Source organism: Lentzea flaviverrucosa (assembly GCF_003350445.1).
Taxonomy (GTDB): Bacteria; Actinomycetota; Actinomycetes; order Mycobacteriales; family Pseudonocardiaceae; genus Lentzea; species Lentzea californiensis.
In genome coordinates this window covers 1-24905 of record NZ_QQAU01000007.1, presented here as the reverse complement: position 1 = coordinate 24905, position 24905 = coordinate 1, and the positions used below count along the sequence as shown (strand labels likewise).

19 protein-coding genes are annotated in these 24905 nt (G+C 70.0%); 12 read left to right on the top strand and 7 right to left on the bottom strand.

What is annotated here, in order from left to right; translation table 11 throughout:
- Positions 1-64: 64 nt before the first annotated feature.
- Positions 65-1066 (bottom strand): LacI family DNA-binding transcriptional regulator, encoded by a 1002-nt coding sequence (locus DFR72_RS22380; protein ID WP_090064703.1) that lies wholly within the window; start codon positions 1064-1066, stop codon positions 65-67.
- 212 nt (positions 1067-1278) lie between these two features.
- Here DFR72_RS22380 and DFR72_RS22375 point away from each other — a divergent pair, with 212 nt between their 5' ends.
- Both DFR72_RS22375 and DFR72_RS22370 read left to right on the top strand, forming a co-directional pair.
- Positions 1279-2310, top strand: coding sequence for a LacI family DNA-binding transcriptional regulator (locus tag DFR72_RS22375; RefSeq protein WP_090064702.1), 1032 nt, complete (start codon positions 1279-1281; stop codon positions 2308-2310).
- Positions 2311-2460: 150 nt separating this feature from the next.
- Positions 2461-3150 (top strand): GH12 family glycosyl hydrolase domain-containing protein, encoded by a 690-nt coding sequence (locus DFR72_RS22370; protein ID WP_090064701.1) that lies wholly within the window; start codon positions 2461-2463, stop codon positions 3148-3150.
- Between the two features lie 4 nt (positions 3151-3154).
- On the opposite strand, the gene DFR72_RS22365 is transcribed toward DFR72_RS22370, so the two are convergent.
- Both DFR72_RS22365 and DFR72_RS22360 read right to left on the bottom strand, forming a co-directional pair.
- Entirely contained in the window at positions 3155-4132 is a 978-nt protein-coding gene (locus tag DFR72_RS22365; protein WP_090064700.1) for an acetylxylan esterase, read from the bottom strand.
- 33 nt (positions 4133-4165) lie between these two features.
- On the bottom strand, positions 4166-6988 hold the full coding sequence (locus tag DFR72_RS22360) for a glycoside hydrolase family 3 protein (protein ID WP_211335489.1): 2823 nt from the start codon (positions 6986-6988) through the stop codon (positions 4166-4168).
- Positions 6989-7148: 160 nt separating this feature from the next.
- On the opposite strand from DFR72_RS22360, the gene DFR72_RS22355 reads away from it, so the two are divergent.
- The 9 genes from DFR72_RS22355 (at position 7149) to DFR72_RS22315 (ending at position 20850) form a co-directional block, all read left to right on the top strand.
- Positions 7149-8831 carry a type 2 periplasmic-binding domain-containing protein gene (locus tag DFR72_RS22355; protein WP_090064699.1) on the top strand — a complete coding sequence of 561 codons (1683 nt, stop codon included), beginning with the start codon at positions 7149-7151 and terminating at the stop codon, positions 8829-8831.
- On the top strand, positions 8828-9784 hold the full coding sequence (locus DFR72_RS22350) for an ABC transporter permease (protein ID WP_245983355.1): 957 nt from the start codon (positions 8828-8830) through the stop codon (positions 9782-9784). The genes DFR72_RS22355 and DFR72_RS22350 overlap by 4 nt, the downstream gene beginning before the upstream one ends.
- A gap of 5 nt (positions 9785-9789) precedes the next feature.
- Positions 9790-10758 carry a carbohydrate ABC transporter permease gene (locus DFR72_RS22345; protein WP_090065203.1) on the top strand — a complete coding sequence of 323 codons (969 nt, stop codon included), beginning with the start codon at positions 9790-9792 and terminating at the stop codon, positions 10756-10758.
- Positions 10759-10764: 6 nt separating this feature from the next.
- Positions 10765-11793, top strand: a complete 1029-nt coding sequence (locus DFR72_RS22340) for a LacI family DNA-binding transcriptional regulator (protein WP_090064698.1) — start codon at positions 10765-10767, stop codon at positions 11791-11793.
- A gap of 38 nt (positions 11794-11831) precedes the next feature.
- Entirely contained in the window at positions 11832-13868 is a 2037-nt protein-coding gene (locus DFR72_RS22335; protein ID WP_090064697.1) for a glycoside hydrolase family 31 protein, read from the top strand.
- Positions 13865-15844, top strand: coding sequence for a beta-galactosidase (locus DFR72_RS22330; RefSeq protein ID WP_245983352.1), 1980 nt, complete (start codon positions 13865-13867; stop codon positions 15842-15844). The genes DFR72_RS22335 and DFR72_RS22330 overlap by 4 nt, the downstream gene beginning before the upstream one ends.
- A gap of 5 nt (positions 15845-15849) precedes the next feature.
- Positions 15850-17295: a glycoside hydrolase family 43 protein gene (locus DFR72_RS22325; protein WP_245983428.1), complete on the top strand. Its 1446-nt coding sequence runs from the start codon at positions 15850-15852 to the stop codon at positions 17293-17295.
- 12 nt (positions 17296-17307) lie between these two features.
- Entirely contained in the window at positions 17308-19305 is a 1998-nt protein-coding gene (locus tag DFR72_RS22320; RefSeq protein ID WP_090064695.1) for a cellulase family glycosylhydrolase, read from the top strand.
- Between the two features lie 117 nt (positions 19306-19422).
- Positions 19423-20850 (top strand): cellulose binding domain-containing protein, encoded by a 1428-nt coding sequence (locus DFR72_RS22315; RefSeq protein WP_090064694.1) that lies wholly within the window; start codon positions 19423-19425, stop codon positions 20848-20850.
- Positions 20851-20853: 3 nt separating this feature from the next.
- On the opposite strand, the gene DFR72_RS22310 is transcribed toward DFR72_RS22315, so the two are convergent.
- From DFR72_RS22310 to DFR72_RS22295, 4 genes are read right to left on the bottom strand one after another with little or no spacing between them, the layout of a single operon-like run.
- Entirely contained in the window at positions 20854-21279 is a 426-nt protein-coding gene (locus DFR72_RS22310; RefSeq protein ID WP_090065201.1) for a nitroreductase family deazaflavin-dependent oxidoreductase, read from the bottom strand.
- A 29-nt stretch (positions 21280-21308) separates the two neighbouring features.
- Positions 21309-22145: an expansin EXLX1 family cellulose-binding protein gene (locus DFR72_RS22305; RefSeq protein ID WP_090064693.1), complete on the bottom strand. Its 837-nt coding sequence runs from the start codon at positions 22143-22145 to the stop codon at positions 21309-21311.
- Positions 22142-23104 (bottom strand): galactofuranose ABC transporter, permease protein YjfF, encoded by a 963-nt coding sequence (gene yjfF, locus DFR72_RS22300; protein ID WP_090064692.1) that lies wholly within the window; start codon positions 23102-23104, stop codon positions 22142-22144. Before yjfF ends, DFR72_RS22305 begins: the two co-directional genes overlap by 4 nt.
- The gene (locus DFR72_RS22295; RefSeq protein ID WP_090064691.1) at positions 23101-24084 is read right to left on the bottom strand and encodes an ABC transporter permease; all 984 of its coding nucleotides are present in this window, start codon (positions 24082-24084) and stop codon (positions 23101-23103) included. Before DFR72_RS22295 ends, yjfF begins: the two co-directional genes overlap by 4 nt.
- An 80-nt stretch (positions 24085-24164) precedes the next feature.
- On the opposite strand from DFR72_RS22295, the gene DFR72_RS22290 reads away from it, so the two are divergent.
- A partial coding sequence (locus DFR72_RS22290) for an RNA-guided endonuclease InsQ/TnpB family protein (protein ID WP_245983426.1) occupies positions 24165-24905 on the top strand: 741 nt, incomplete at its 3' end.

The window sequence follows — 24905 nt, the reverse complement described above, 5'->3', positions numbered from 1 at the left end:
TTTCCGTCGAACGCGAGGCGCGCGGGAAAATGGTGAACAACGTTTCCGGCGGCGACGCGGGGTTTCAGCGGACGGCGGTGCTGCCGCGGTCGGTGAGCTGCGGCTGCAGGAGCCGCACCTCCGGGGCGAGCTCACGGCCCAGGCGGGCGATCACCATCTCGACGGCGATCGCGCCGAGTTCCTGCGCGGGCACGGCGATCGAGGTGAGCGGGACGGGCAGGGCCGCGGCGACGTCGTCCGGGCACAGCGTGATCACCGACAGGTCGCCGGGGACGGCGAGCGACCGGCGCCGCAGTTCGAGCAGCAACGGGCCGAGGACCGCCTCGTTGTGCACCACCAGTCCGGTGGTGCCCCGGTCCGGGTGCAGCACGTCGTCCAGGCATTCGGACACCGCGTCGAAGCCGGGCGCGCACGAGTGGACCGAGGCGAGCAGACCGCGTTTGGCGGTCTCGCCCTGGAACCCGGACAGCAGCCGCGCGGCGAAGCTCGTGCCGCGCTGGTAGACCGGGGGAGGCGAGCCGATCAGTGCGATCGAGCGGTGGCCTCGGTCCGCCAGGTGGCCGGCCATCTGCCTGCCGGCGGTGGCGAAGTCGAGGTCGAGGCAGCTCAGACCCTCGTGGTCGTCCGGCATGCCGAGCAGGACCACCGGCGCGTCGACGTCGCGCAGTTCCGGCACGCGCGGATCCGCGCTCTCGACGTCCATCACGATGATCGCGTCCGCCATGGACCGCGCGATGACGCGGTGGGCCTCGCCGGGGCCCGCCTCCTTGGTCAGCAGCAGCACGTCGTAGTCGTGGTCACGGGCGCGTGCCACGATCGACGACACGAACCGCATGATGATCGGCATGTTCTGGTCGGAGTGCAGCGGCACGACCAGGCCGACCACGCGCGACCGGTTCGAGGCGAGCGCCCGCGCCCCGGCGTTGGGGTGGTAGCCGAGGGCCGCGATGCTCTGCTCGACGCGGCGCTTGGTCTCCTCGGAGATGCTGCGCTTGCCGCTCAGCACGTACGAGACCGTGCTCATCGAGACGCCGGCGTGGTGGGCGACCTCCTTGATCGTGATCATGCCCGCCCTTCGCACCGGTTCGTCGCGAGCATCGTAGTGCGTGAGAGGTGTGTGGTCGAACAGCTGTCGAACGCCGCCGCGACAATGGTCGAACTCGTCGAACAGGTGCAGTGTGCTTGACGTGCGGGTTTCGCCTGTGTCACATTCTGAAACCACGTTCGAAGCGCTTCGATTCAATTCTGCTCAGGCGCTGCGGGACCGGAGGTGTCGGCGTGGTCACCATTGTGGACGTGGCGAAGCACGCGGGTGTCGCGCCCAGCACGGTTTCCTACGTGCTGACCGGCAAACGCCCCGTTTCGGCCGAGACCAGAATGCGGGTGGGCGAAAGCATTCGGGAGCTCGGCTACCAGCCGCACGCGGGAGCGCGGGCACTGGCCGGCAGCCGGACGAACGTGCTGGCCCTCGTCCTGCCGCTGCGGGAGGGCGTGCACCTGCCGGTGGTGATGCGGTTCGCCTCGTCGGTCGTCACCACCGCCCGCGAGCACGACATGGACGTGCTGCTGGTGACCGCGGACGAGGGCGCCGCCGGACTCCGGCGCGTGGCCGGCACCGCCCGGGCGGACGGGTTCCTCGTGATGGACGTGGGGCTGGACGACGAACGGGTGCCGGTGCTGCGCGACCTCGGCCGCCCGGCCGTCCTGCTCGGTCATCCCACCGTGGCGAACGGCCTGACCTGCGTCGACCTGGACTTCGAGGCGGCGGGCGCGCGGTGCGTCGACCACCTCGTCGAGCTCGGGCACCGCACCATCGGCTTCCTCGGGGCGCCGGGGGCGGTCTACGCGCGCAACACGGGGTTCGCGCAACGCACCCTCGCGGGGTTCAGCGCCGCGGCCATGCGGCGCGGGGTCGCCTCGACCGCCCTGCCCGCCGAGCGGCACCGCGACGCCGTGCGCGCCGTGGTCGCGACGCTGCTCAGAGAGCTGACGCGGATGACCGCGCTGGTCGTGCACAACGAGGCCGCGCTCGGCTGGGTCGTGGAGTGCCTGCGCGCCGAGGGACGCCGGGTGCCGGAGGACGTCGCGGTGGTCGCGATCTGCCCGGACGAGCTGGCTGAGCAGTTGCGGCTGACCTCGGTGCAACTGCCCGCCGACGTGCTGGGACGGCGCGCGGTCGAGCTGCTGGTGGCCAAGCTGAACGGCCAACGGCCTCCCGCGCTCACCCTGTTGCCGCCGAAGCTGTTCAGCCGGTCGGGCCAGGCCGCTCCCAGACTCGTGGTGGCCCGCCCGCCCCAGCAGGTCAGCTGAGCCGCGAATCGGATTCGAAGCCGCATTCTTCATCGAATTTTTTCGCTCGGGTGTGTTCGATGATTTCGATGTTAGGTTGAATTCAGTGAACCGCTCCGGCTCTCGGGTGGTGCGAATTCCGTTCAATGGTGTGCGGAAGGAAAAACAAGGATGAAAATCGTGCGTGCGCTTGTTGTCGTGATGGCCGCTGTCCTGACGGTTCCCCTGGGAGCCGGCACCGCGACCGCCGCGGCCTGGAGTTCCTCGGACCGGTGGGGAACGTGGTCGAACGGCGGCTACACGGTGCGCAACAACATCTGGGGCAGCGGGTACGGGCCGCAGACGGTCTGGGCCAACTCCTACAGCAACTGGGGCGTCTGGGCGAACCACCCCAACACGGGCGGGATCAAGTCGTACCCGCACTCGGAACGGCAGGTGAACCGGCGGCTCAGCTCACTCGGGAGCCTGTCGAGCAGCTTCAACGTCTCCTACCCGAACTCCGGCGCCTACACGACCGCCTACGACATCTGGGCGGACAACCACGCCTACGAGATCATGTTGTGGATGAACAAGGTCGGCCCCGTCGGCCCGATCGGGGCGCGGGAGACGACCGTGTCGGTGGGCGGCCACACCTGGGACGTCCACCGCGGTTCGAACGGCTCGAACCAGGTGTTCTCGTTCGTCCGCACGTCCAACACCGGGTCCGGCACGGTCAACGTCAAGGCGGTGATGGACTGGATCCGCAACCGCGGCTGGTTCGGTGACGTCACGGTCGGCTCCGTCCAGTTCGGCTACGAGATCACGTCGTCGGGCGGCGGTCTCAACTTCACCACCAACAGCTACTCCGTCTCCTTCGGCTGACCGGTCACGGTGCCAGGGCCCGGTCGCGCAGCCACTGCAGCTGCGTGACCGGGTTGGACCCGTATCCGCCACCGTGGTCGGCGAACGGCCACACGGTCATGGTCCGGTCCTCGCCCGCGTAGTGGTTGAAGGCCGCGTACACGGTGGACGGCGGGCAGATCGGGTCCATCAGCCCGACGCTGAACAACGCCGGCGCCGTCGCCCGTTGCGCGAAGTGGACACCGTCGAAGTAGGACAGCGTGGTGAAGGCCGGCTCCACGCCGTGCCTGGTGTGCCAGCGCAGGTACTCCGCGATCTCCACGTACGGACCTTCCCCGCACAGCTCGGCGCCCCGGCGGAAGTGGCACAGGAACGGCACGTCCGGCAGCGCGGCCGCGACACGGTCCCGCGCCAGCCCGGCCACGGCGATCGTGAGGCCTCCGCCCTGGCTGCCGCCCGCGACGACCACCCGTTGCGGGTCCACACCCGGCAGGTGCGCGACCGCGTCCACGGCGCGGACGCAGTCGGTGACCAGACGGCGGTAGTAGTAGTCGTCCGGCGAGTCGATGCCCCGGGTCATGAAGCCCTTGACCCACTGGGTGCCGCCGCCCGCCACGAGGTCCGGGGTGTCGTGGCCCTGGCCGCGGCTGTCGACCACGAGCTGGGCGTACCCGGCGGCGGACCACAGCAGGTGGTCGGTGGGCAGGCCGCGACCGCAGCTGTAGCCCATGTACGTGACCACGACGGGCAACGGGCCGTCGCTGCCGCGCGGGCGCAACAGCCAGGCCGCCACCGGGTCGCCGCCGAAACCGGGAAACCGGACGTCGGCGACCTCGACGGTGCGCAGCAGGTGCCGGTCGGTGACGTCGGTGGCCTCCACCGCGCCACCGGCCGAGCGCGCCTCGGCGAGGGTCCGCTCCCAGAACCCGTCGAAGTCCGGCGGTGCCTGCATTTCCGGGCGGTAGACGACGAGTTCGTCGAGCGGGGCGTCCGTCAGCGGCATCGAGGCTCCTCCAGGCGGGTCGGCGTGCGGATCTCATTCTGCGGCGCAGAAGCGGAAGGACGTGAGCCTGAAGGAGCCGTGCAGGACCACCTGCAGGTCGTGGACCCCGGTCACCGGTGAGGGCAGCGCCGACGAGACGGTCGTCCATTCGTAACGGCCGCCGGTGGCCGGCACCGCGAGCTCCGCCAGCACCCCCTCGTCCGTCCTGAACTCCAGTCGTGCCAAGGGGTCCTCCGACGAGACCTCCGCCTCGACGCGGACCGCGCCGGACAGGTCGGTCCGCGCGAACCGCAGGGTGGCCGGCCGGTCGGCCTCGGCGGGGGTGACCGCGTCACCGGTCACGCGCGTCGCGTCGACGAGGGTCACGTTGTCGTAGTCGTCGAAGTCGGCGGCGATCACGTGGCGGCCGGCGCGCGGTGAGGGAGCCGGTCCCACCACCGTGAGCGGGGCGGTGAGCACGACGTCCCCGGCGGAACGGGCGACGAGGACCTCGTAGGCGCCGGGATCCACCGCGAAGGCACCGGTCGCGACGTCCCAGTGGGCGAGCCGGTCCAGGGGCAGCCGGAAGGACAGGACCTTGTTCTCGCCGGGAGCCAGCGCGACCTTGCGGAAGTCGGCGAGGCGCAGCAGCGGCGCCTCGTACCGCGCCCCCAGTGCCCGGACGTAGAGCTGGACGACGTCGCTGCCGGGCCTGGTGCCGGTGTTGGTCAGCGTCACCGAGACGTCGACGGCGCTGCCCGGGGTGGCGGTGTCCGACGACAGGATCAGGTCGCGGTGGGCGAAGCCGGTGTAGGAGAGGCCGTGGCCGAACGGGTACAGCGGCGCGGCCCGGTGGTACTGGTAGGTCCAACCCGCCTTGATGACGTCGTAGTCGAGCGGGTGCGGCAACGCGTCGTCGCCGCGGTACCAGGTCTGCGGCAGGCGCCCGCCGGGATCGGCCTCGCCGAGCAGGACGGCGGCCAGCGCCCTTCCTGCCTCCTGCCCGCCGTGGGACGTCCACACCACCGCGGGCAGGTGCTCGTCCGCCCAGTCCACGGCGTAGGGGTAGCTGCTCATCACGACCAGCGCCGTCTCCGGCCGGACCTCCGCGACCGCGCGCAGCAGCGCGTCCTGGGCGGCCGGGAGCGCGATTCCGGCGCGGTCCTCGGTCTCCCGTCCGTGGATCAGCGGGTGGTTGCCGAGGACGACCACGGCGACGTCCGCCGACAGCGCGGCGGCCAGCGCCTCGGCGGTGCCGTCGCGCAGGACCTCGCGCTCCCAGCGTTCGGCGGCGTCGGCGACTTCCGCGGTGATGGTCACCCGGCCGTCGACCGGGTCGACGACTGCGTACCGGCCCGTGAGCACGTTCTGCAGCAGCACCGAGTCGTCGACCGGTACGAGGCGGAACGTCTCGCGGACCTCCCAGCTCTTGATCCGCTCCTGGTCGGCGGCCAGCGAGGTGTCCTGCAGGCTCAGGTAGCGCCCTGACTCCACCGATCGCAGCGTCAGCACGCCGTCACCCCAGTCGACGACGTCGAACGGCGTCTTGCCCAGCAGTTCGCCGCTCGTGCGCGAGCGCAGCGCCACCCGGTCCGAGCCGTCCGCGACGACCACCTCGCCACCCTCGCCCAGGACGGACCGGAGTCCACTCGCGACGGTCACCTCGTACGGAAGCGTGCCGCTGTACCAGTCCTCGCACAGCATGTCGGCGAGCGGGCCGATCACGGCGATCCGTGGCGTGCTGCCGGAGTCCAGCGGCAGCAGTCCCTCGTTGCGCAGCAGCACGACCGACTCCGTCGCGGACCGCAGCGCCAGGGAACGGTGCTCGGCGCAGCCGATGACCTCGGGACCGATGGTGGCGTACGGGTCGAGATCGGGGTCGAACTCGCCGAGGCGGAAGCGGATCTCCAACTGCCTGCGCACGGCGCGGTTCACGTCCTCCTCGTCGATCAGGCCGCGTTCCAGCGCCTCGCGGAGCCTGCCGATCGGGACGGCACTGTCCTCGCCGTGGTCGGTGAAGCTGTCGATGCCCGCCTTGAGCGCGGCGGCGTGGGACTCGGCGTGGTCGTCGAAGTAGTGCTCCGGGTCCACCAGGTTGGACGGCGCCTCCGCGTCGCTGACCACGAACAGCTCGTGCCCGGTCGGCTCGGCCCAGCGTCGCAGTTCCGTCCCGATGAGCGGCGTGACGTGGCACGGGCGGCCGTTGACCAGGTTGTAGCCGGCCATGGCACCGGTGGCGGCGCCCGAGGCGACCACGGGACGGAACGCCGCGAGGTCGTACTCCTGCAGCACGCGCGGGCGCAGGCCGGAGGAGGTGACGCAGCGGTCGTCCTCGTTGTTGTAGGCCAGGAAGTGCTTGAGCACCGGGGCCGTGCGCAGGAACCGGTGGTGGTCGCCCGCGAGGCCGCGGCAGAACGCCGTGCCGATCCGCGCGGTGTGCACCGGGTCCTCGGAGTAGCCCTCCTCGTTGCGGCCCCAGCGCGGGTCGCGCAGCAGGTTCAGCACCGGAGCCCACGCCTGCAGGCTGTTCCTGCCCGTGCCGACGGCGGCGGGGCGGTGGTAGTGGAACGCCCTCAGCTCGACCGAGGTGGCCTCGGCGACGCGGTGCACCAGCTCCTCGTCCCAGGTCGCGCCCAGGCCGACCGCCTGGGGGAAGACTGTGGCGGGACCCAGCCACGCGACGCCGTGCAGCGCCTCCGACCCGGTGCGGAACAGGTCCACGCCCAGGCGGGGCACCGCCGGTGAGTACTGGTGCAGCATCGCGATCCGCTCGTCGGGCGTGAGCCGCGCGAGGAGATCGTCGATGCGCTTGCGCGTCGACAGCGCGGAGTCGCGAAAAGGCAGCCGGTCAACGGCGGGCACGGACTCGGAAACCACGTGGTGACCCCTCAGCTCAGAGCTAGCGTTGAAGCGTTTCGACGGTGTCACGCAGTGGTTTCTGCTGTCAACGGTCTTGTTTCATGCGACCTGCGTCACTAACCTCCCCGACATCTGTTTAAGCGCTTCGACACTTCAACGATGAAGGATCGGTTCCGCCATGGGCAACGAGTTGAACCGCAGAAGCTTCCTGAACGCCGCCGTCTCGGCGGCGGGGCTCGTCGCGATGGGACCACTGCTGTCCGCCTGCGGAAGTGGTCCGGCGCAGCGGGCCGGAGTCGGTTCGGAAGCAGCTCTCAAGGCCGTGTTACCGGCTTACGTGCCGAACACGTCGATCAAACCGGACATCCCCTCCGTCGCGGGCGGCCCCGACGTGATGACGAACCCGGGCTTCCTCAGCTACCCGGCGAACCGGGTCGCCACGGTGCCCGGCATCCCGGGCAAGGGCGGCGCGTACTCGGCGGTCACGCCGCTGTGGGGGACGATCCCGCCCGCCGACAACGCGTTCTACGCGGCCATGAACAAGGCGCTGGGCGTCCAGCTGGAGATGAAGCCGGCGGACGGCAACAACTACAACACCATCATCCCGACGATGACCGCGTCGAAGCGGCTGCCGGACTGGATCCAGCTGCCGACCTGGTGGAACTCCCAGATGAACGTCGGCGGGCTGGTGGGGAACCAGCTCGCGGACCTGACGCCCCACCTGTCCGGCGACAACATCAAGAAGTACCCCAACCTCGCGGCCATCCCGACCGCCGCGTGGCGTACCGGTGCCTGGGGCGAGAAGCTCTACGGGATCCCGTCCTTCGCCACCGGCTTCCAGATCGCGGGCACCCTCTACTTCCGCCGGGACATCTTCGACGCCAGGGGCATCACCGCCGACCAGGTCAAGTCCGCCGACGACCTGATGAGGCTCGGCAAGGAGCTGACCGACGCCAAGAACGGCGTGTGGGCCTTCGACGACGTCTACCGCTACCTCTATACCTCCTTCGGCGCGCCGCTGAAGTGGCGGGTGGACAACGGGAAGCTGGTCCACCTGTTCGAGACCGAGGAGTTCTACGCGGCGCTCGACTGGAACAACCGGCTCGCCGCCGCCGGCTACGTGCACCCCGACGCGCTGGCAGGGGACAACTCCAACGGCAACACCCGGTTCTTCGGTGGGAAGACGCTGATCTCCAGTGGCGGCACCGGGACGTGGAACCTCGCCGACCTCCAGGCCGGCAGGGCCGCCGACCCGAACTACCGGCGCGGGGCGTTCAACATCATCGCCGCCGACGGCAAGAGCACGCCGCGGGTCGACATGGGCGCGGGCGCCAGCATCATGAGCTATCTCAACATCAACCTGAAGCCGGAGCAGATCGAGGAGTGCCTGGCCGTCGCGAACTACCTCGCGGCCCCGTACGGCTCCGCCGAGTTCACGATGGTCAACTTCGGCGTCGAGGGCACCCACTTCACCATGGTCGACGGTGTGCCGACGGCCACCGAGGCCGGGAAGAAGGAGGTCCAGGCGCAGACCTACCCGTTCCTGGCCGCCCCCGCCGCCGTGGTCAACAGCCCCGGCGTCGAGCTCGTCACCAGGGACTACACCTCCTGGCAGGCCGCCAACGTGAAGGCGCTGGCCAAGCCGGTCTTCTGGAACATGAACATCACCATGCCCCAGGCACAGGCCACGGCGGACGCCGGCCAGCAGGTCGAGGACGCGATGAGGGACTGCATCCACGGCAAGAAGTCGGTGGCCGAGGTGAAGGAGGCCGTGGCGAGCTGGAAGACCAGTGGCGGCGGGGACAAGCTGATCCAGTGGACCAATGACAACGTCCTGCAGAAGCACGGCACCGGGCAGTGACCACGGCGACCCCGACGCGGCCGGACCGCGCGACGCGACCGGCGCGGCAGAGCTGGCGGGTGAGGTTGCGCCGCGACCGTTCGCTGATCCTGATGACGCTGCCCGCCGTCGTCCTGCTGCTGGTCTTCAACTACGTCCCGCTGTTCGGGCTCGTCACCGCGTTCCAGGAGTACGACCCGCTGGCCGGGATCTGGTACAGCACGTGGGCGGGACTCGACCAGTTCCAGCGGCTGTTCGGTGACGCGAACTTCTGGAACGCGGTGCAGAACACGCTGTACCTGAGCTTCGTCCAGCTGGTCCTGTTCTTCCCGGTGCCGATCGCGCTGGCGCTGTTGCTGAACTCGGTGCTGTCGCTGAGGATCCGCAACTTCATCCAGTCGGTCGTCTACCTGCCGCACTTCTTCTCGTGGGTGCTGGCCATCACGATCTTCCAGCAGATGCTCGGTGGCGCGGGTGCGCTCAACCACTTCCTGCGCAACAACGACATCGGTACCTGGGACGTCATGACGAACCCGGACACCTTCGCGTTGCTGGTCTCCGCCCAGGTGATCTGGAAGGAGGCCGGCTGGGGGATCATCGTCTTCCTGGCAGCGCTCGCCGCCATCAACACCGACCTGTACGAGGCCGCGGCGGCGGACGGCGCCGGGCGGTGGCGGCGGTTGTGGCACATCACCCTGCCCGGCCTGCGCGGCGTGATCGTGCTGATGCTGGTGCTGCGCCTGGGCAACGCGCTGACCGTCGGCTTCGAACAGTTCCTGATCCAGCGCAACGCCGTCGGCTACGACACGGCCGACGTGCTGGACACCTTCTCGTTCTACTACGGCATCGCGACCGGCGACTACAGCTACGGCGCGGCGGCGGGTCTGTTCAAGAGCGTGATCTCACTACTGCTCATCTGGGCTGCGAACAAGCTGGCGCACGCCTTCGGCGAGGACGGGTTGTACCGGAGGTGACCGACATGCTCACGATCGAACGCACGCTCGAGGCCGCGGACACTCTCGCACCGCAGGCGGTGCGCAAGAAGAAGCGGAACCCACGGCCGGCGTGGGAGGAACCGCCGACGGTCGGCGGCGAGGCCGTCAAGGGCCTCACCCTCGGAGTTGTGCTGCTGGTGATGGTGGTGCCGTTGTGGATCATCGTGGTGACCAGCCTGTCCACCCAGGGCGCGGTCAACCGCGCCGGTGGTCTCGTGCTCTGGCCCGACGGCCTGACGTTCGAGGCCTACCGGGTGATGCTGGGGGACACCACGGTGCGCACCGCACTGCTGGTGAGTCTCGGCATCACCGCGGTCGGCACCCTCGTGTCGATGGCGGTCTCGGTGATGTGCGCCTACGGCCTGTCCCGCTCACGCTCGTTCGCGCACCGCTTCCTGCTGACCCTGTTGATCGTCACGATGTTCGTCAACGGCGGCCTGATCCCCACCTTCCTGGTCGTCACGGGGCTGGGCGGCTACGGCCAGTGGTGGTCGCTGATCCTGCCGAGCGCGATCTCCGTCTTCAACATCCTGATCCTGCGGTCGTTCTACTCGAGCACCTCGGCCGACCTGATCGAGGCCGCCCGGATCGACGGGGCGGGGGACTGGCGGATCCTCTGGTCCATCGTGCTGCCGACCTCGCGCGCTGTGACCGCGGTGATGGCGCTCTTCTACGGCGTCGGCTACTGGAACTCCTTCTTCAACGTCATGTTGTACATGCCGACGGACAGCGAGAAGTGGCCGCTGCAGTACGTGCTCTACACGTACGTCAACCGCGGCAACGGCATGCCGGGCTCGGTCAACTCGGGCTTCGGCACGGCTTTCTCCCAGACGGCGCCGCTGTCGCTGCAGATGGCCGTGGTGGTGCTGACGCTCGTGCCGTTGCTCATCGTTTACCCGTTCGTGCAGAAGCACTTCCGCACGGGCGTCCTGACCGGCGCGATCAAGGGCTGAACATCCATGGTGACCATTGCCGACGTGGCCAGGCACGCGGGCGTGTCGTCCAGCACGGTGAGCTACGTGCTCAGCGGCAAGCGCGCGATCTCCGAGGAGACCCGCCGCCGGGTGCGGAGCTCCGTGCAGGCGCTCGGGTACCACCCCAACGCCGGCGCGCGGGCGCTGGCCGCGCGGCGGTCGCACATCATCGCGCTGATGGTGCCGTTGCGCACCGACGTCTACGTCCCGGTCATGATGGAGATCGCGATCGCGGTGACCACGGCGGCCCGTCAGCACGGGTACGACGTCCTGCTGATCACCAACGACGAGGGGCCGGACGGGGTCCGCAGGATCGCTGCCAGCGGTCTGGCGGACGGCCTGATCCTGATGGACGTCGAGCTGGACGACGAGCGCATCCCGGTGCTGCGCGCGCAGGGCACCCAGGCCACGCTCATCGGCCTGGCCGACGACGCGCGCGGACTGTCCTGCGTGGACCACGACTTCGTCGCGGCCGGTGCGTTGTGCGCGGACCACCTCGCCGACCTCGGTCACCGCGAGATCGCGTTCATCGGCTACGGCTCCGGGGTCTACCACCGGCACGCCGGGTACGCCGAGCGCACGCTCGCCGGGTTCCGCGACAGAGCCGGGCAGCGCGGTCTGCGCTTCCTGCACCGGACCTGCGAGGGCACCTACGAGAGCACCGCGGGCACCCTCGCCCGCGTGCTCGCCGACCGTCCCGGCACCACCGGGTTCGTGGTGCAGAACGAGGGCGCGATCGGGCCGTTGCTCACGCTGCTGCGCACCAGCGGGCGGACGGTCCCCGAGGACGTCTCGGTGATCGCGTTGTGCCAGGACCAGCTCGCCGAGCAGTTCGCGCCGCGGCTCACGGCGGTGACCGGGTCCGCGCAGGAGCTGGGCCGGGTCGCCGTGGAGCAGATCGTCGGCAGGCTCGCCACGTCGAGCGACGGCGGCCGTCCGGACGACGACCGGGCGCTGCTCACCCCGACGCTGACCGTGCGCGAGAGCACGGGACCCGCGCCACTGCTTCCCTGACCTTCTCCGCACTCATCCAGAACGTGAGGAGCTTCCGCATGCCCCAGTACTTCCGAGACCTCGGCACCGCGCTCGAATGGCAGGCCAGGGGCGAGACGCTCCGAGTCGAGGCGTGGGGCTCCGACGGGGTCCGCGTGCGCGCCACTCCGGCCGGTCCGCTGCTCGACGACCTGCCCGGCGCGTTGCTCGGCACGCCACCGGACGGCGGCGCGGTGGAGGTCAAGATCTCCGAGCACCACGCCACCCTCGTCCACGGCGCGCTCACCGTGCGGATCGACGCCGGCACCGAAGGCAGCCTGATCCCGGAACTGGGGGCGACCGCGGGCACGCTGACGTTCAGCAGGACCGAGGACGGCACCGAGCTCCTCGCGGAGGAGCCTGCCCACTTCTGGTGGCCGGGGCCGCGTCTCGCCACCGCGACGGGCAACGGCCACCACCGGCTGGAGCAGCGTTTCCGCGCCTACCCCGGAGAACGGCTCTACGGCCTCGGCCAGCACACCCACGGCATGCTCGACCAGAAGGGCGCGGTCATCGACCTCGTCCAGCGCAACGCCGAGGTCACCATCCCGTTGCTGGTCTCCGACCGCGGTTACGGCCTGCTGTGGAACTCGCCCGCGATCGGACGGGTGGAGCTCGCGGAGACCGGCACGCGCTGGGTGTCCGACAGCGCCCGCCAGATCGACTACTGGGTCACCGCGGGCACACCGGCCGACGTGCTGCGGCGCTACGCCGACGTGACGGGACACTCGCCGGAGCTTCCCGAGTGGGCGTCCGGTTTCTGGCAGTGCAAGCTGCGCTACCGCACCCAGGAGGAACTGCTCGAGGTCGCCCGCGAGTACAAGCGGCGCGGGCTGCCGCTGTCCGTGATCGTCTGCGACTTCTTCCACTGGACGCACCTCGGCGAGTGGAAGTTCGACCCCGCCGAGTGGCCCGACCCGGCGGCGATGGTCCGCGAGCTGGACGAGATGGGCGTCAAGCTGATGGTGTCGGTCTGGCCCTCGGTCAGCCCGGCGAGCGAGAACTACCACCCCATGCTGAACCAGGGCCTGTTCGTCGGCACCGAGTTCGGGCCGATGGCGCACGCCGACTGGCCGGACAAGGGGCTCGGCGCCTACTCCGCCCAGGTCGCCTTCTACGACGCCACCAACCCCGAGGCGCGCGAGTACGTCTGGGAACGGATCCGGCGCGGCTACCACGACCTCGGCATCTCCGTGTACTGGCTGGACGCCGGCGAACCCGAGCTCAAGCCCGGCCACCAGTACAACCTGCGCTACCACGCGGGTCCCGGCCTGGAGGTCGGCAACCTCTACCCGCGCGAGAACGCCCGCACCGTCCACGACGGACTGCGCGCGGCGGGGGAGACCGAGATCATCTCGCTCAACCGCTCGTCGTGGGCGGGCGCGCAGCGGTACGGCGCCGCGCTGTGGTCCGGGGACATCGGCACGGACTTCGCCACGCTGCGCACGCAGATCAAGGCCGGGTTGAACGTGATGATGTCCGGCATCCCCTGGTGGACGACGGACATCGGCGGCTTCCACGGCGGCGACCCGGACGATCCCGCCTACCGCGAGGTCCTCGTGCGCTGGTTCCAGTACGGCACCTTCTGCCCGCTGTTCCGCCTGCACGGTTTCCGCGGCGACGAACAGGTGCTGGAGCCCGCGATGACCGGGCTGGCCAACGAGGTCTGGTCCTACGGCGAGGAGGCGTACGAGATCCTCGCCGGGCACCTGCGGCTGCGCGAACGCTTGCGCCCGTATGTGATGGAGCAGATGCGCGCGGCCTCCGGGACCGGTGTGCCGCCGATGCGGCCGGTGTTCCTGGAGTTCCCGGACGACCCGCAAGCGTGGCGGGTCGAGGACGCCTTCCTGCTCGGCCCCGACCTGCTCGTGGCTCCGATCACCGAGGCGGGCGCTCGTGAGCGCGACGTCCACCTGCCCGCCGGTGCGCGGTGGACCGACGCCTGGACCGGTGAGGAGCACGAAGGCGGGCGGACGGTCACCGTCGCGGCACCGCTCGACCGCATCCCGCTGTTCCTGCGCGACGACGCCCGGCTGCCCGTGCGGGAGGAGGCGTGATCGCGGACCGCCTGGGGGGCATGGCTTTCGGCGGTGACTACAACCCCGAGCAGTGGGACGAGCGGGTGTGGAAGGAGGACGACGAGCTGATGCGTGAGGCCAGGGTCAACCTGGCCACGGTCGGCGTCTTCTCCTGGGCCCTGCTCGAACCGGAGGAGGGCCGCTACGACTTCGCGTGGCTCGACGCGCACCTGGACCGCCTGCACGCCAACGGGGTCGCGGTCGACCTGGCCACGCCGACGGCCTCGCCGCCGCCGTGGTTCACGCTGGCCCACCCGGACGCCATGCCCGTCACCCCCGACGGCACCAGGCTGGTGCACGGCAGCCGTGACACCTACTGCATCAGCGCCCCGGCCTACCGCGCGGCGGCCCGGCGCGTCGCCTCCGCGCTCGCGGAACGCTACGGCGACCACCCGGCGGTCGCGTTGTGGCACGTGCACAACGAGTACGTGACGTTGTGCTGGTGCGAGCACACCGCCGCCGCGTTCCGGGTCTGGCTGCGCGCCCGGCACGGCACGCTGGACGCGCTCAACGAGGCGTGGGGGACGGCGTTCTGGAGCCAGCGGTACGGCAGCTGGGAGCAGGTCCTGCCGCCGCGCGCCACCCAGTGGCACCGCAACCCCGGCCTGACGCTGGACTTCAGCCGGTTCTTCTCCGACGAGGTCGTCGCCGCCTACTCCGAGCAGCGGGACGCCATCCGCGCGCACAGCGACCGGCCCGTGACGACGAACATGATGCAGCCCGGCTACCAGAACGTCGACCTGTGGGCGCTGAGCCGCGAGGTCGACCTGGTCGCGATCGACCACTACCCGGACCGGCCGGGCCTCGACGCCGCGGCGGACGTGGCGTTCGCGGCGGACCGCGCCCGTTCGTTCGGCGGCGGCAGGCCGTGGCTGCTGATGGAACAGGGCACCAGCACCGTCTACGAGCAGGGGCGGACGCTGGCCAAGGAACCCGGCGAGATCCTGCGGCACTCCCTCGGCCACATCGCGCGCGGCTCGGACGGGGCGCTGTTCTTCCAGTGGCGTCAGTCGAAGGCGGGCGCCGAGCAGTGGCACTCGGCGATGGTCCCGCACGCCGGCCCGGACAGCCGCGTCTTCACCGAGGTGAAGGCGACGGGCGAGGCCGTGTCCCGGCTCGGCGGCCTCGCGGGCTCGACCGTGACGGCCGACGTGGCCGTGCTGCACGACTCCGACGCCTGGTGGGCGATGAACTCGGACGGCCTGCCGTCGTCCGAACTGGGCTACCACTCCGCGCTTCGAAAAGCGCATCGGGCGTTGTGGGACAACGGGGCGGTCACCGACTTCGCGCACCCGGAAGCGGACCTGAGTCGGTACCGGCTGGTCGTCGCCCCGGCGCTGTACCTGCTCTCCGACGCAGGCGCGGACAACCTGCGCCGGTACGTCGTCGGCGGTGGAACGTTGCTGGTCCAGTACTTCAGCGGGGTCGTCGACAGCCGCGCGCACGCCCGGCTCGGCGGCTACCCGGCCGCTCCGCTGCGCGAGGCCCTGGGCATCCGGGTCGAGGAGTACCGGCCGCTGCGGCACCAGGAACGGATCGTGCTCTCGGACTCCTCGCACGGCACTGCCTGGAGCGAGTCGGTGCGGACACAGGGCGCGGAGACCGTCGCCGCCTACACCCACGGCGCGCTCGCCGGTTCTCCCGCGCTGACCCGGAACCACTGCGGTGCGGGCGAAGCCTGGTACCTGTCCACCCGGCTCGACGACGTGGACTACACGGCGCTGGTGTCCCGGCTGCTGGAAGCCACCGGTGTCGGACCTGTGCTGCCCGGTTTGCCGCCCGGCGTCGAGGTCGTCGTCCGCCAGGGGGAGGACGGCCGCCGCTGGCAGTTCGTGCTCAACCACAGCGCTGAACCCGTGTCGCTGCCCGATGCCGCTCACGACGTGCTGACGGGTGGCCCGGTGCGGGACCTGCCGGCCGGCGGATGCGTTGTGCTGGAGGGGAGTCCGCGGTGACCCCCATGATCCCGGGAATGCACCCCGACCCCAGCGTGTGCCGGGTGGGGGAGGACTACTACCTGGTGTGCTCCAGCTTCGAGTACTTCCCCGGCATCCCGGTCTTCCACAGCAGAGACCTGAAGAGCTGGACCCAGATCGGCAACGCCCTCGAGCGTCCCAGCCAACTGCGCCTGACCGCGGAAACGCCGTCGTCGGCGGGGATCTACGCGCCGACGCTGCGCCACCACGACGGCCGGTTCTGGCTGATCGTCACGAGCGTGAGCCACGGCGGCGGCAACATGGTGTTCACCGCCACCGATCCGGCAGGGCCGTGGTCCGACCCGGTCATGCTGCCCGGCGTCGCCGGCATCGATCCCGACCTCGCCTGGGACGACGACGGCACCTGCTGGTGCACGGTCGCCGGAGTACGGCAGTACCGCGTCGACCCGGCCACCGGCGAGACGTTCGGTGAGCCGCGACGGCTGTGGTCCGGCACTCCTGGAGCCAAGGCACCGGAAGCGCCGCACCTGTACCGGATCGGCGACCACTGGTACCTGATGATCGCCGAGGGCGGCACCGAACGCGGCCACGGCGTCTCGATCGCCCGTGCCTCAAGGCCGGACGGCCCGTTCGAACCGTGTCCTGTCAACCCGATCCTGAGTCACCGCAGCACCGACGAGCGCGTCCAGAACACCGGTCACGCGGATCTGGTGCAGGCCCCGGACGGCGCGTGGTGGATGGTGCTGCTCGGTGTGCGGCCCGGCGGCGGCACCCCCGGCTGGCACGTGCTCGGCAGGGAGACCTTCCTGGCACCGGTCACCTGGGTCGACGGCTGGCCGGTCGTCGGCGAGCTGTCGCCTGGTGCGCCCGGTTCCCTTGAACCGGAACGGGACGACTTCGACCTCACCGAGCTGCCGCCGTGCTGGATCTCCCCGCGCGACCGCTCCGAGCAGCACTGCACGACGAAGGAACGCGCTGGCTGGCTCACGCTGCACGCCCGCGGGTCCGGAATGGACGATCCCGCCGTCGTGTTCGCCGGGCGGCGCCAGCAGCACCTGTCCTGCCTCGCCCGCACGCTGCTCGACCCGGCGGAGGGGCGCGGTGGCCTGGCGGTCCGGCTCGACGAGGACCACCACTACGAGATCGAGGTCGCGTACGGCGAGGTGCGGGTTGTCGCCCGTGTCGGACCGGTGAGCGCCGTAGTCGCCTCCAGACCGGTGCCGGAAGGGCCGCTGGTGCTGGTGGTGCGGGTCGACGAGGCGAGGACGCTGCGGGACGCACGTTCCGGGCCGGACACGCTGTCGTTCGGTGTGGAGGGGCCCGACGGCACCTTCAGCGCGCTCGCCACGCTCGACGGCAAGTACCTCTCGACCGAGGTGGCCGGTGGGTTCACCGGCCGAGTCATCGGCCTGTACGCCGCGGCCGGGACCGTCCACTTCGACTGGTTCGAGTACCAGCAGCTCAACTGAGAGCGAGGGTTCATGAACGGATCACGCAGGACAGTGCTCGGCGCGGTGGTGGCCCTGGTGGCCGCCGTCGTGCCGGCGACAGCGTCCGCGGCCGCCGAGACCGGCTGCGAGATCACGTACTCCACGACGAGCCAGTGGCAGGGCGGTTTCGTCGCCGACGTCGCCGTGACCAACCGAGGTGCCGCCCTCGACGGCTGGGCGCTGAGCTGGGAGTGGCCGTCGGGCCAGCAGGCGGGTCACGGCTGGAACTCGAAGATCACCGAGTCCGGTGATCACGTCACGGCCGTGAATGCCGGCTACAACGCGAAGATCGCGACCGGCGCGACGGTGAAGTTCGGCTTCTACGGCACGTGGGCGGAGGCCAACACGGCGCCGTTGTCGTTCTCCCTCAACGGGGTCACCTGCGTCCACGGCGGCCCGCGCCTGACCGCGATGCAGCACACCGCGGCGATGCAGCCGGGGTGGAACCTCGGCAACACGCTCGACTCGACGGGCAGCGACGAGACGTCGTGGGGCAATCCGCGCATCACCGAAGCCCTGCTGGACAACGTGAAGGCGCAGGGCTTCAAGAGCGTGCGCCTGCCCGTGACGTGGAGCGCGCACCTGGGGCCTGACCACGTGATCGAGGCGGCGTACCTGGCCCGCGTGAAGGAGGTCGTGCGCTGGGCGTTGGCGCGCGACCTGTACGTGATGCTCAACATCCACCACGACTCGTGGCAGTGGATGCTGAACATGCCGGCGGACCACGACGGCGTGCTCACCCGGTTCAACGCGATCTGGACGCAGCTGACGGGCGCCTTCGCGGAGTTCGGGCCCAAGCTGACGTTCGAGAGCTGGAACGAGCCGCAGTTCACCGGGAGCACCGGCAAGCCGCAGGAGATCGCGCTCAACAGCGAGCTGAACGCGTCGTTCCACGACGTCGTGCGCCGGTCCGGTGGCAACAACGCCACCCGCCTGCTGGTCCTGCCGACCCTGCACACCTCGTCCGAGCAGACGTACGTCGACCCGCTGGTGGAGCAGATCCGCGGGTTGGCCGACCCCAACCTGATCGCGACCGTGCACTACTACGGCTACTGGCCGTTCAGCGTGAACGTGGCCGGCGGCACGCGCTTCGACGCGACCGCGCAGAAGGACGTCACCGACTCGTTCGACCGCGTGCACGACAGCTTCGTCGCGCGTGGCATCCCGGTGGTCATCGGTGAGTACGGCCTGCTCGGGTTCGACCGCCACACCGGCACCATCGAGCAGGGCGAGAAGCTCAAGTTCTTCGAGCACCTCGGCCACTACGCCCGCACGAAGAAGCTCACCACCATGTTGTGGGACAACGGCCAGCACCTCAACCGCACCACGGGGCAGTGGAACGACCCCGAGCTCTACGCGCACATCAGGTCGAGCTGGACGACCCGCTCCGGCACCGCCTACACGGACCAGGTGTTCAACGAGAAGTCGAGCCCCATCACCGACAAGACCATCGCGCTCAACCTCAACGGCACGAGGTTCACCGACCTCCACCACGGCTCCACGAAGCTGACGCGCGGCCGTGACTACACGATCTCGGGCGACCAGCTCACGCTGACCGCGCCGGCGTTGACGAGGCTGAGCGGCTCGCGGGGCTACGGCACGAACGCGGTGCTGACGGCCCGCTTCTCCCAGGGCGTGCCGTGGCGGTTCTACGTCATCACCTACGACACCCCGGTGCTGTCGAACGCCTCCGGGACGACGGAGGAGTTCGAGATCCCCACGGCCTTCCGCGGTGACCAGCTCGCCACCATGGAGGCCAGGTACGACGACGGGACCAACGCGGGGCCGCACGACTGGACGTCCTTCAAGGAGTACGACCGGGCGTTCCGCCCCGACTACACCGACGGGCACACCACCTTGACGCCGGACTTCTTCGCCGCTGTCAGGGAGAACGCGCGGGTGACGCTGACGTTCCACTACTGGAGCGGCGTCAAGGTCACCTACTCCGTCGTCAGGTCGGGCAGTTCGGTGACCGGCACGACGGTCTGATCTGTCGTGGCGTCGAACGGGATCGCCCCTCCCGTTCGACGTCGTTCGACACTACCGTTGGTCCTCAACGACGTTCCGTGTTCGCGCAGCCATCCACAGTGGACTCAAGGAGCACAGGTGTACCGGTTCGAACCGGCGGCGGCCGCCGTCCTCACCGCCGCACTGACCGCGGCGGTCACGATCACCAGCGTCCCGCAGGCCGGAGCCGCCGCGGGCTGCCGGGTCGCCTACCAGGTCACCCACGAGTGGCAGGGCGGCTTCAGCGCGGACGTCAGCGTCACGAACCTCGGCGACCCGGTCACCGCCTGGAAGCTGACGTGGTCGTTCGGCGCCGCCCAGACGGTCACCCAGCTCTGGAACGGCACGGTGCGCCAGTCCGGTCCGCAGGTCTCGGTCGACAACGCGGGCCACAACGGCTCCCTCGGCACCGGCACCAGTGCGGGGTTCGGCTTCGTCGGCGCCACCAACGGCGCCGCCAACCCCGCACCCGCCGGCTTCTCGCTCAACGGCACGGAGTGCACGGGAACGCCGCCCGCACCGGACCCGCTGACCCAGGCCCACACCGCGGGCCGGGTCACCGCTTCCGGTCAGTACACCTGGCCGGGCGTCTACTTCGAGGGCAGGTTCCGCGGCACCGGCGTCGGGATCGTCCTCAACGACTCGGTGAACGACTACGACGTGCAGATCGACGGCACGACCGTCGCGACGCTGGTGACGCCGGGCAGGACCACGCACTGGGTCCGCGACCTGAGCAACACCGAGCACCGCGTGCGGCTGGTCAAGCGGACCGAGAGCACCTGGGCGGCGGGGGAGTTCGGCGGCTTCGTGGCGGCGAACGGCGGGTCCATCCTCGCCAAGCCCGCCGCACGGACCCGGCAGGTCGAGTTCATCGGCGACTCGCTGACCGCGGGCTACGGCAACCTCTCGACCACCCGCGACTGCTCCGCGAACGGCGGCGTCGCCCGCAACACCAACACCGACATCAGCTTCGGAGCACTGGCGGCGAAGGCGCTGAACGCCGACTACCAGGTCAACGCGTTCTCCGGCCTGGGCGTGGTGCGCAACTACAACGGTCACACGCCCGGCACCAGCTACCGCACCTACTACGACCGGGCGTTGCTGCACGTCGACGGCGACGTGTGGCGCAACCCCGGCACGTGGCGGCCGCAGCTGGTCGTGGTCGGCCTGGGCACCAACGACTTCTCCACCGCCCTCAACCCCGGTGAGCAGTGGCCCGACCAGAACAGCCTGGTCACCGCGTACAAGTCCGCGTACCAGGGCTTCCTCGACAAGCTGCGCACCCGCTACGGCCCGGCCACGACGATCGTCGTCAGCGTCCCCGAGGCGTCCGGCGCGTTCGCCGACGCCGTCCGCCAGGTCGTGCAGGACCGCAACAGCCAGGGCGACAGCCGGGTCCGCCACTGGAACTACAGCGACCCGGCGCTGGACCGCCTCGGGTGCGACTGGCACTTCTCCGCCCGCGACCACAGGTTGATCGCGGGGAAGCTCGGCGACTACCTCGCCACGCTTCCCCTGGCCTGGTGACGCCTACTTCGGGTCGAGCACGAACAGCGGGATCAGCCGGTCGGTCTTCTCCTGGTACTCGGCGTAGTTGGGGAAGGCCGCGACGGCGCGCTCCCACCACTCGGCCCGCTCGGCGCCGTCCACCTCGCGGGCGACGTACTCCTTCGCCTCGGTGCCGTCCTGCAGGACGATCTCCGGGTGCGCCTTGATGTTGAAGTACCAGGTGGGGTGCTCAGGCGCGCCGCCCTTGGACGCGACGACCGCGTAGCTGCCCTCGTGCTCCACGCGCATGACCGGGGTGTAGCGCAGGGCGCCGCTCTTCGCGCCGCGCACGGTCAGCAGCACGATCGGCCTGCCGACGACCTTGATGCCCTCGGTCGTCCCGGTCTCGAGGATCTGCTTCGTCTGGTTCTGGACCCACTCGGTAGGGCTGAGCTTCACATCTGCCATGTCCACGATCAACAACTCCCGTGCCCGTCTCATTCCCCTGCGCGGGCGAACTGCAGGTTCGTCGCCTGCACCGCGTCCGGCTTGACCGACAGGGCATTCACCACCAGGCGTTCGCCGTAAACGTCGGTGACCGCGATCGCCCCGCCGCACCCGGCGCCGTTCTCGGCGAGGAAGTAGTTGTACTCGGCGCGTTTCAGCGGCCGCCACTGCCCGCCCGCCTGGACCTCCAGCCGGGCCAGGGGGTTGCGGTGGTCGAGCACCTGGATGCCGCACCAGTACTGGCTGGAACCGGTCTTGTAGCGGATCGCGATCGTCTTGGCCGTCTCCGGGCTGACGAGCGACCAGGTGACCGGGATCTCGCCCTTCACAGGCGGTGCCAGCAGGGCGAACGCCTCGGCGCTGAGGTCCAGCTGCCCTGGACGGCACGGCGCGGGGCAGAGGTTCGTGATCCGCACCGTGATGCTCTTGCCACCGGCCTGGACCAGGACGTGCGCGCCGCAGGCGGCCGAGCCCTCGTAGTCCGCCTCGTTCATCGCGGCGGTCAGCGGATCGGGGCCCGGGTCGTACGAACAGGCGCCGCCGCCGTCGGAGTCGTAGAACGTCGCGACACCCTGACGAGGCTCACCCGGCTTGATCTTCCCGGCCAGGGGAGCGCCCGCCCGAGTCGTCGTGGTGGTCGTGGTGGTGGAACTCGGGACCGGCGTGGTCGTCGTGGTCACCGGGGGCGCGGTGGTGGTGGCGGGCGCGGCGCTCGAGCCGGCCACGGCGGTGCCCGCGACACTCGGCGGATCCCGCAGCACCACCACGCCGGCGACCGCCACCAGCAACGCGAGCAGGACGAACAGCAGTGGGCGGGTGCGTCTCACCGCCGAACCATAGTCCGCTGCACGGCGATGAACACCAGCAGCAGAACACCGATCACGATCTTCGTCCACCACGAGCTGAGCGTGCCCTGGAACGAGATCAGCGTCTGGATCGTGCCGAGCACGAGCACGCCGACCAGGCCGCCGAGCACGTACCCGACACCGCCCGCCAGCAGCGTCCCGCCGATCACGACCGCCGCGATGGCGTCCAGTTCCATGCCGACGGCGTGCAGGCCGTAACCGGACAGCATGTAGAGGCTGAACAGCAGACCGGCCAGCGACGAGCACAGGCCGCTGATGACGTAGACGCCCACCTTGACGCGGGTGGTCGGCAGGCCCATCAGCAGCGCGGACGACTCGTTGCCGCCGACGGCGTAGACCGTGCGGCCGAAGCGGGTGCGGTGCAGCACGTACATCGCCGCGACGACGACCAGCAGCGCGATCACCACGTTGTAGGTGATGGTCACGCCACCGGGCAGTTCGATCGCGGTGGTGGCGACGGTGCGGAACGTCTTGTCCTTGATGGACACCGACTCCACGCTGATCAGGAAGCACAGGCCGCGGGCGAGGAACATGCCGGCGAGCGTGACGATGAACGGCTGGATGTCGAACTTGTGGATCACCAGGCCCATCAGCAGACCGAGCGTGGAGCCGGTGAGCAGCACCGCGAGAACGACCAGCGGCACGGGCCAGCCGGCCTGTAGACCCGATGCGGTGACCATCGTGGACAGCGCGACGACCGAACCGACGGACAGGTCGATGCCACCGCTGAGGATCACGAACGTCATGCCGGCGGCGAGCACGATCAGGAAGGCGTTGTCGATGAACAGGTTCGCGATCACCTGACCGGACGCGAACCCGTCGTAGCGCGCCGAGCCGAAGCCGAACGCCAGGACGAACAGCACCACGGTCGCGAGCACCGGCAGGAACCGCGAGGGCACCCGTTGGGTGAGAGTGGTCATGATGAGACGGCCACCTTCCGGAAGCTCAGTGCGGCGCGGGCCTTCGGTGCCTGGAGCAGGCACACGGCGATGACGACGATCGCTTTGAAGACCAGCGTCACCTCCGGGGCGACGCCGATCGTGTAGACGGTGGTGGTGAGGGTCTGGATGATCAGCGCGCCGAGCAGCGTGCCGGTGAGCGAGTAGCGCCCTCCGGCCAGCGACGTGCCACCGATGACGACGGCGAGGATGGCGTCCATCTCGATCCACAGACCGGCGTTGTTGGCGTCGGCCGCGCTGACGTTGGAACTGATCATCAGCCCGGCGATGCCCGCGCACACCGCGGCGAACACGTAGACGGTCCAGATGATCGTGCGGGACCGCACCCCGGCCAGCCGCGACGCCTCCGGGTTGACCCCGACTGCCTCGATCAGCATGCCGAGCGCGGTCTTGCGGGTCACGAACGCCACCAGCCCCAGCACCAGCAGGGCGATCAGGATCGAGATCGGCAGCACCACGAACCCGGCGCCGACCTGGCGGTAGGCGGTGTTGTTGACCGTGACGATCTGTCCCTCGGTCACGAGCATGGCGACGCCACGGCCCGCGGTCATCAGCACCAGGGTCGCGATGATCGGCTGGATGCCGAGCCCCGCCACCAGGAACCCGTTCCACAGTCCCAGCGCCGCGCAGAGGACCAGCGCGATCGCCATTCCGGCGAACGCGGTGGCGGCGCTGCCGGACGTTCCGATGTGGACGCACGTCACGGCTCCCGCGATCGCCGCCACGGCGCCGACGGAGAGGTCGATGCCGCGGGTGGCGATCACCAGCGTCATGCCGAGGGCGATCAGCAGCGTCGGCGCGCCGTTCTTCAGCACGTCGACGAGGCCGCCGTAGAGGTGGCCGTCCTGCATCCGCAACGCGAAGAAGGACGGCGTCACGGCGAGGTTGAGCAGCAACAGCGCGACCAGCGCCAGCAGCGGCCACAGCAACCGGTTCTTCATCGAGTCACCTCTTCCGGTGCGGTCCTGCCGTGAACGGCGGTGAGTTCGTCCTGGCAGAGCCGGGGCGGTCCAAGTACGCGGTGCGCAGGCCGGCGGTCCTGCGTCGTGGTCGTCATGGTGTTCCCGGTAGGTTGTGGTTCGTGCGAACGGCGTACAGGTGCCGGGCTTACCCGACTCCTGAGCAGGCTGCGGTGTTGAATCGCACGTTCGGGTGTGTGCGTCTGGTGTGGAACAAGACTTTGAGTGAGCGGAACCACCGCTACCGCACGGAGGGTGTGCGCACGTCGTACCGGCAGACCGATGCGTCGCTGACCGGGTGGAAACGCACCGGGGAACTCGCGTTTTTGTCGGAGGTGTCCTGTGTGCCGTTGCAGCAGACGCTGCGCCATCAGCACACCGCGTTCGGCAACTTCTTCGCCGGGCGTGCCCGCTTGCCCAGGTTCAAGTCCCGCACCGGACGGCAGAGCGCGCACTACACCCGCTCGGCGTTCCGGATGCGCGAGGGTGTGCTGACGCTGGCCAAGACCAGTACGCCGCTGCGGTTCGTGTGGTCGTTCGGCGAGGTGGACCTGGCCTCGTTGGAGCCGACGATGGTGGTGGTGTCTCGCGAGCCGGACGGCCGCTGGTACGTAACGTTCGCCATCGACATCACCGGCACCACCGAGCCCGCCCCGGCCGAGCCCACCGGGCATGCGATCGGCGTCGACCTTGGTCTCACGGACCTGGTGGTGACCAGTGACGGTGAGCGGATCGCGAATCCGCGGCACCTGGCCCGCAAGGCCGCGAACCTGGCCCGCTACCAACGACGGATGGCCCGCTGC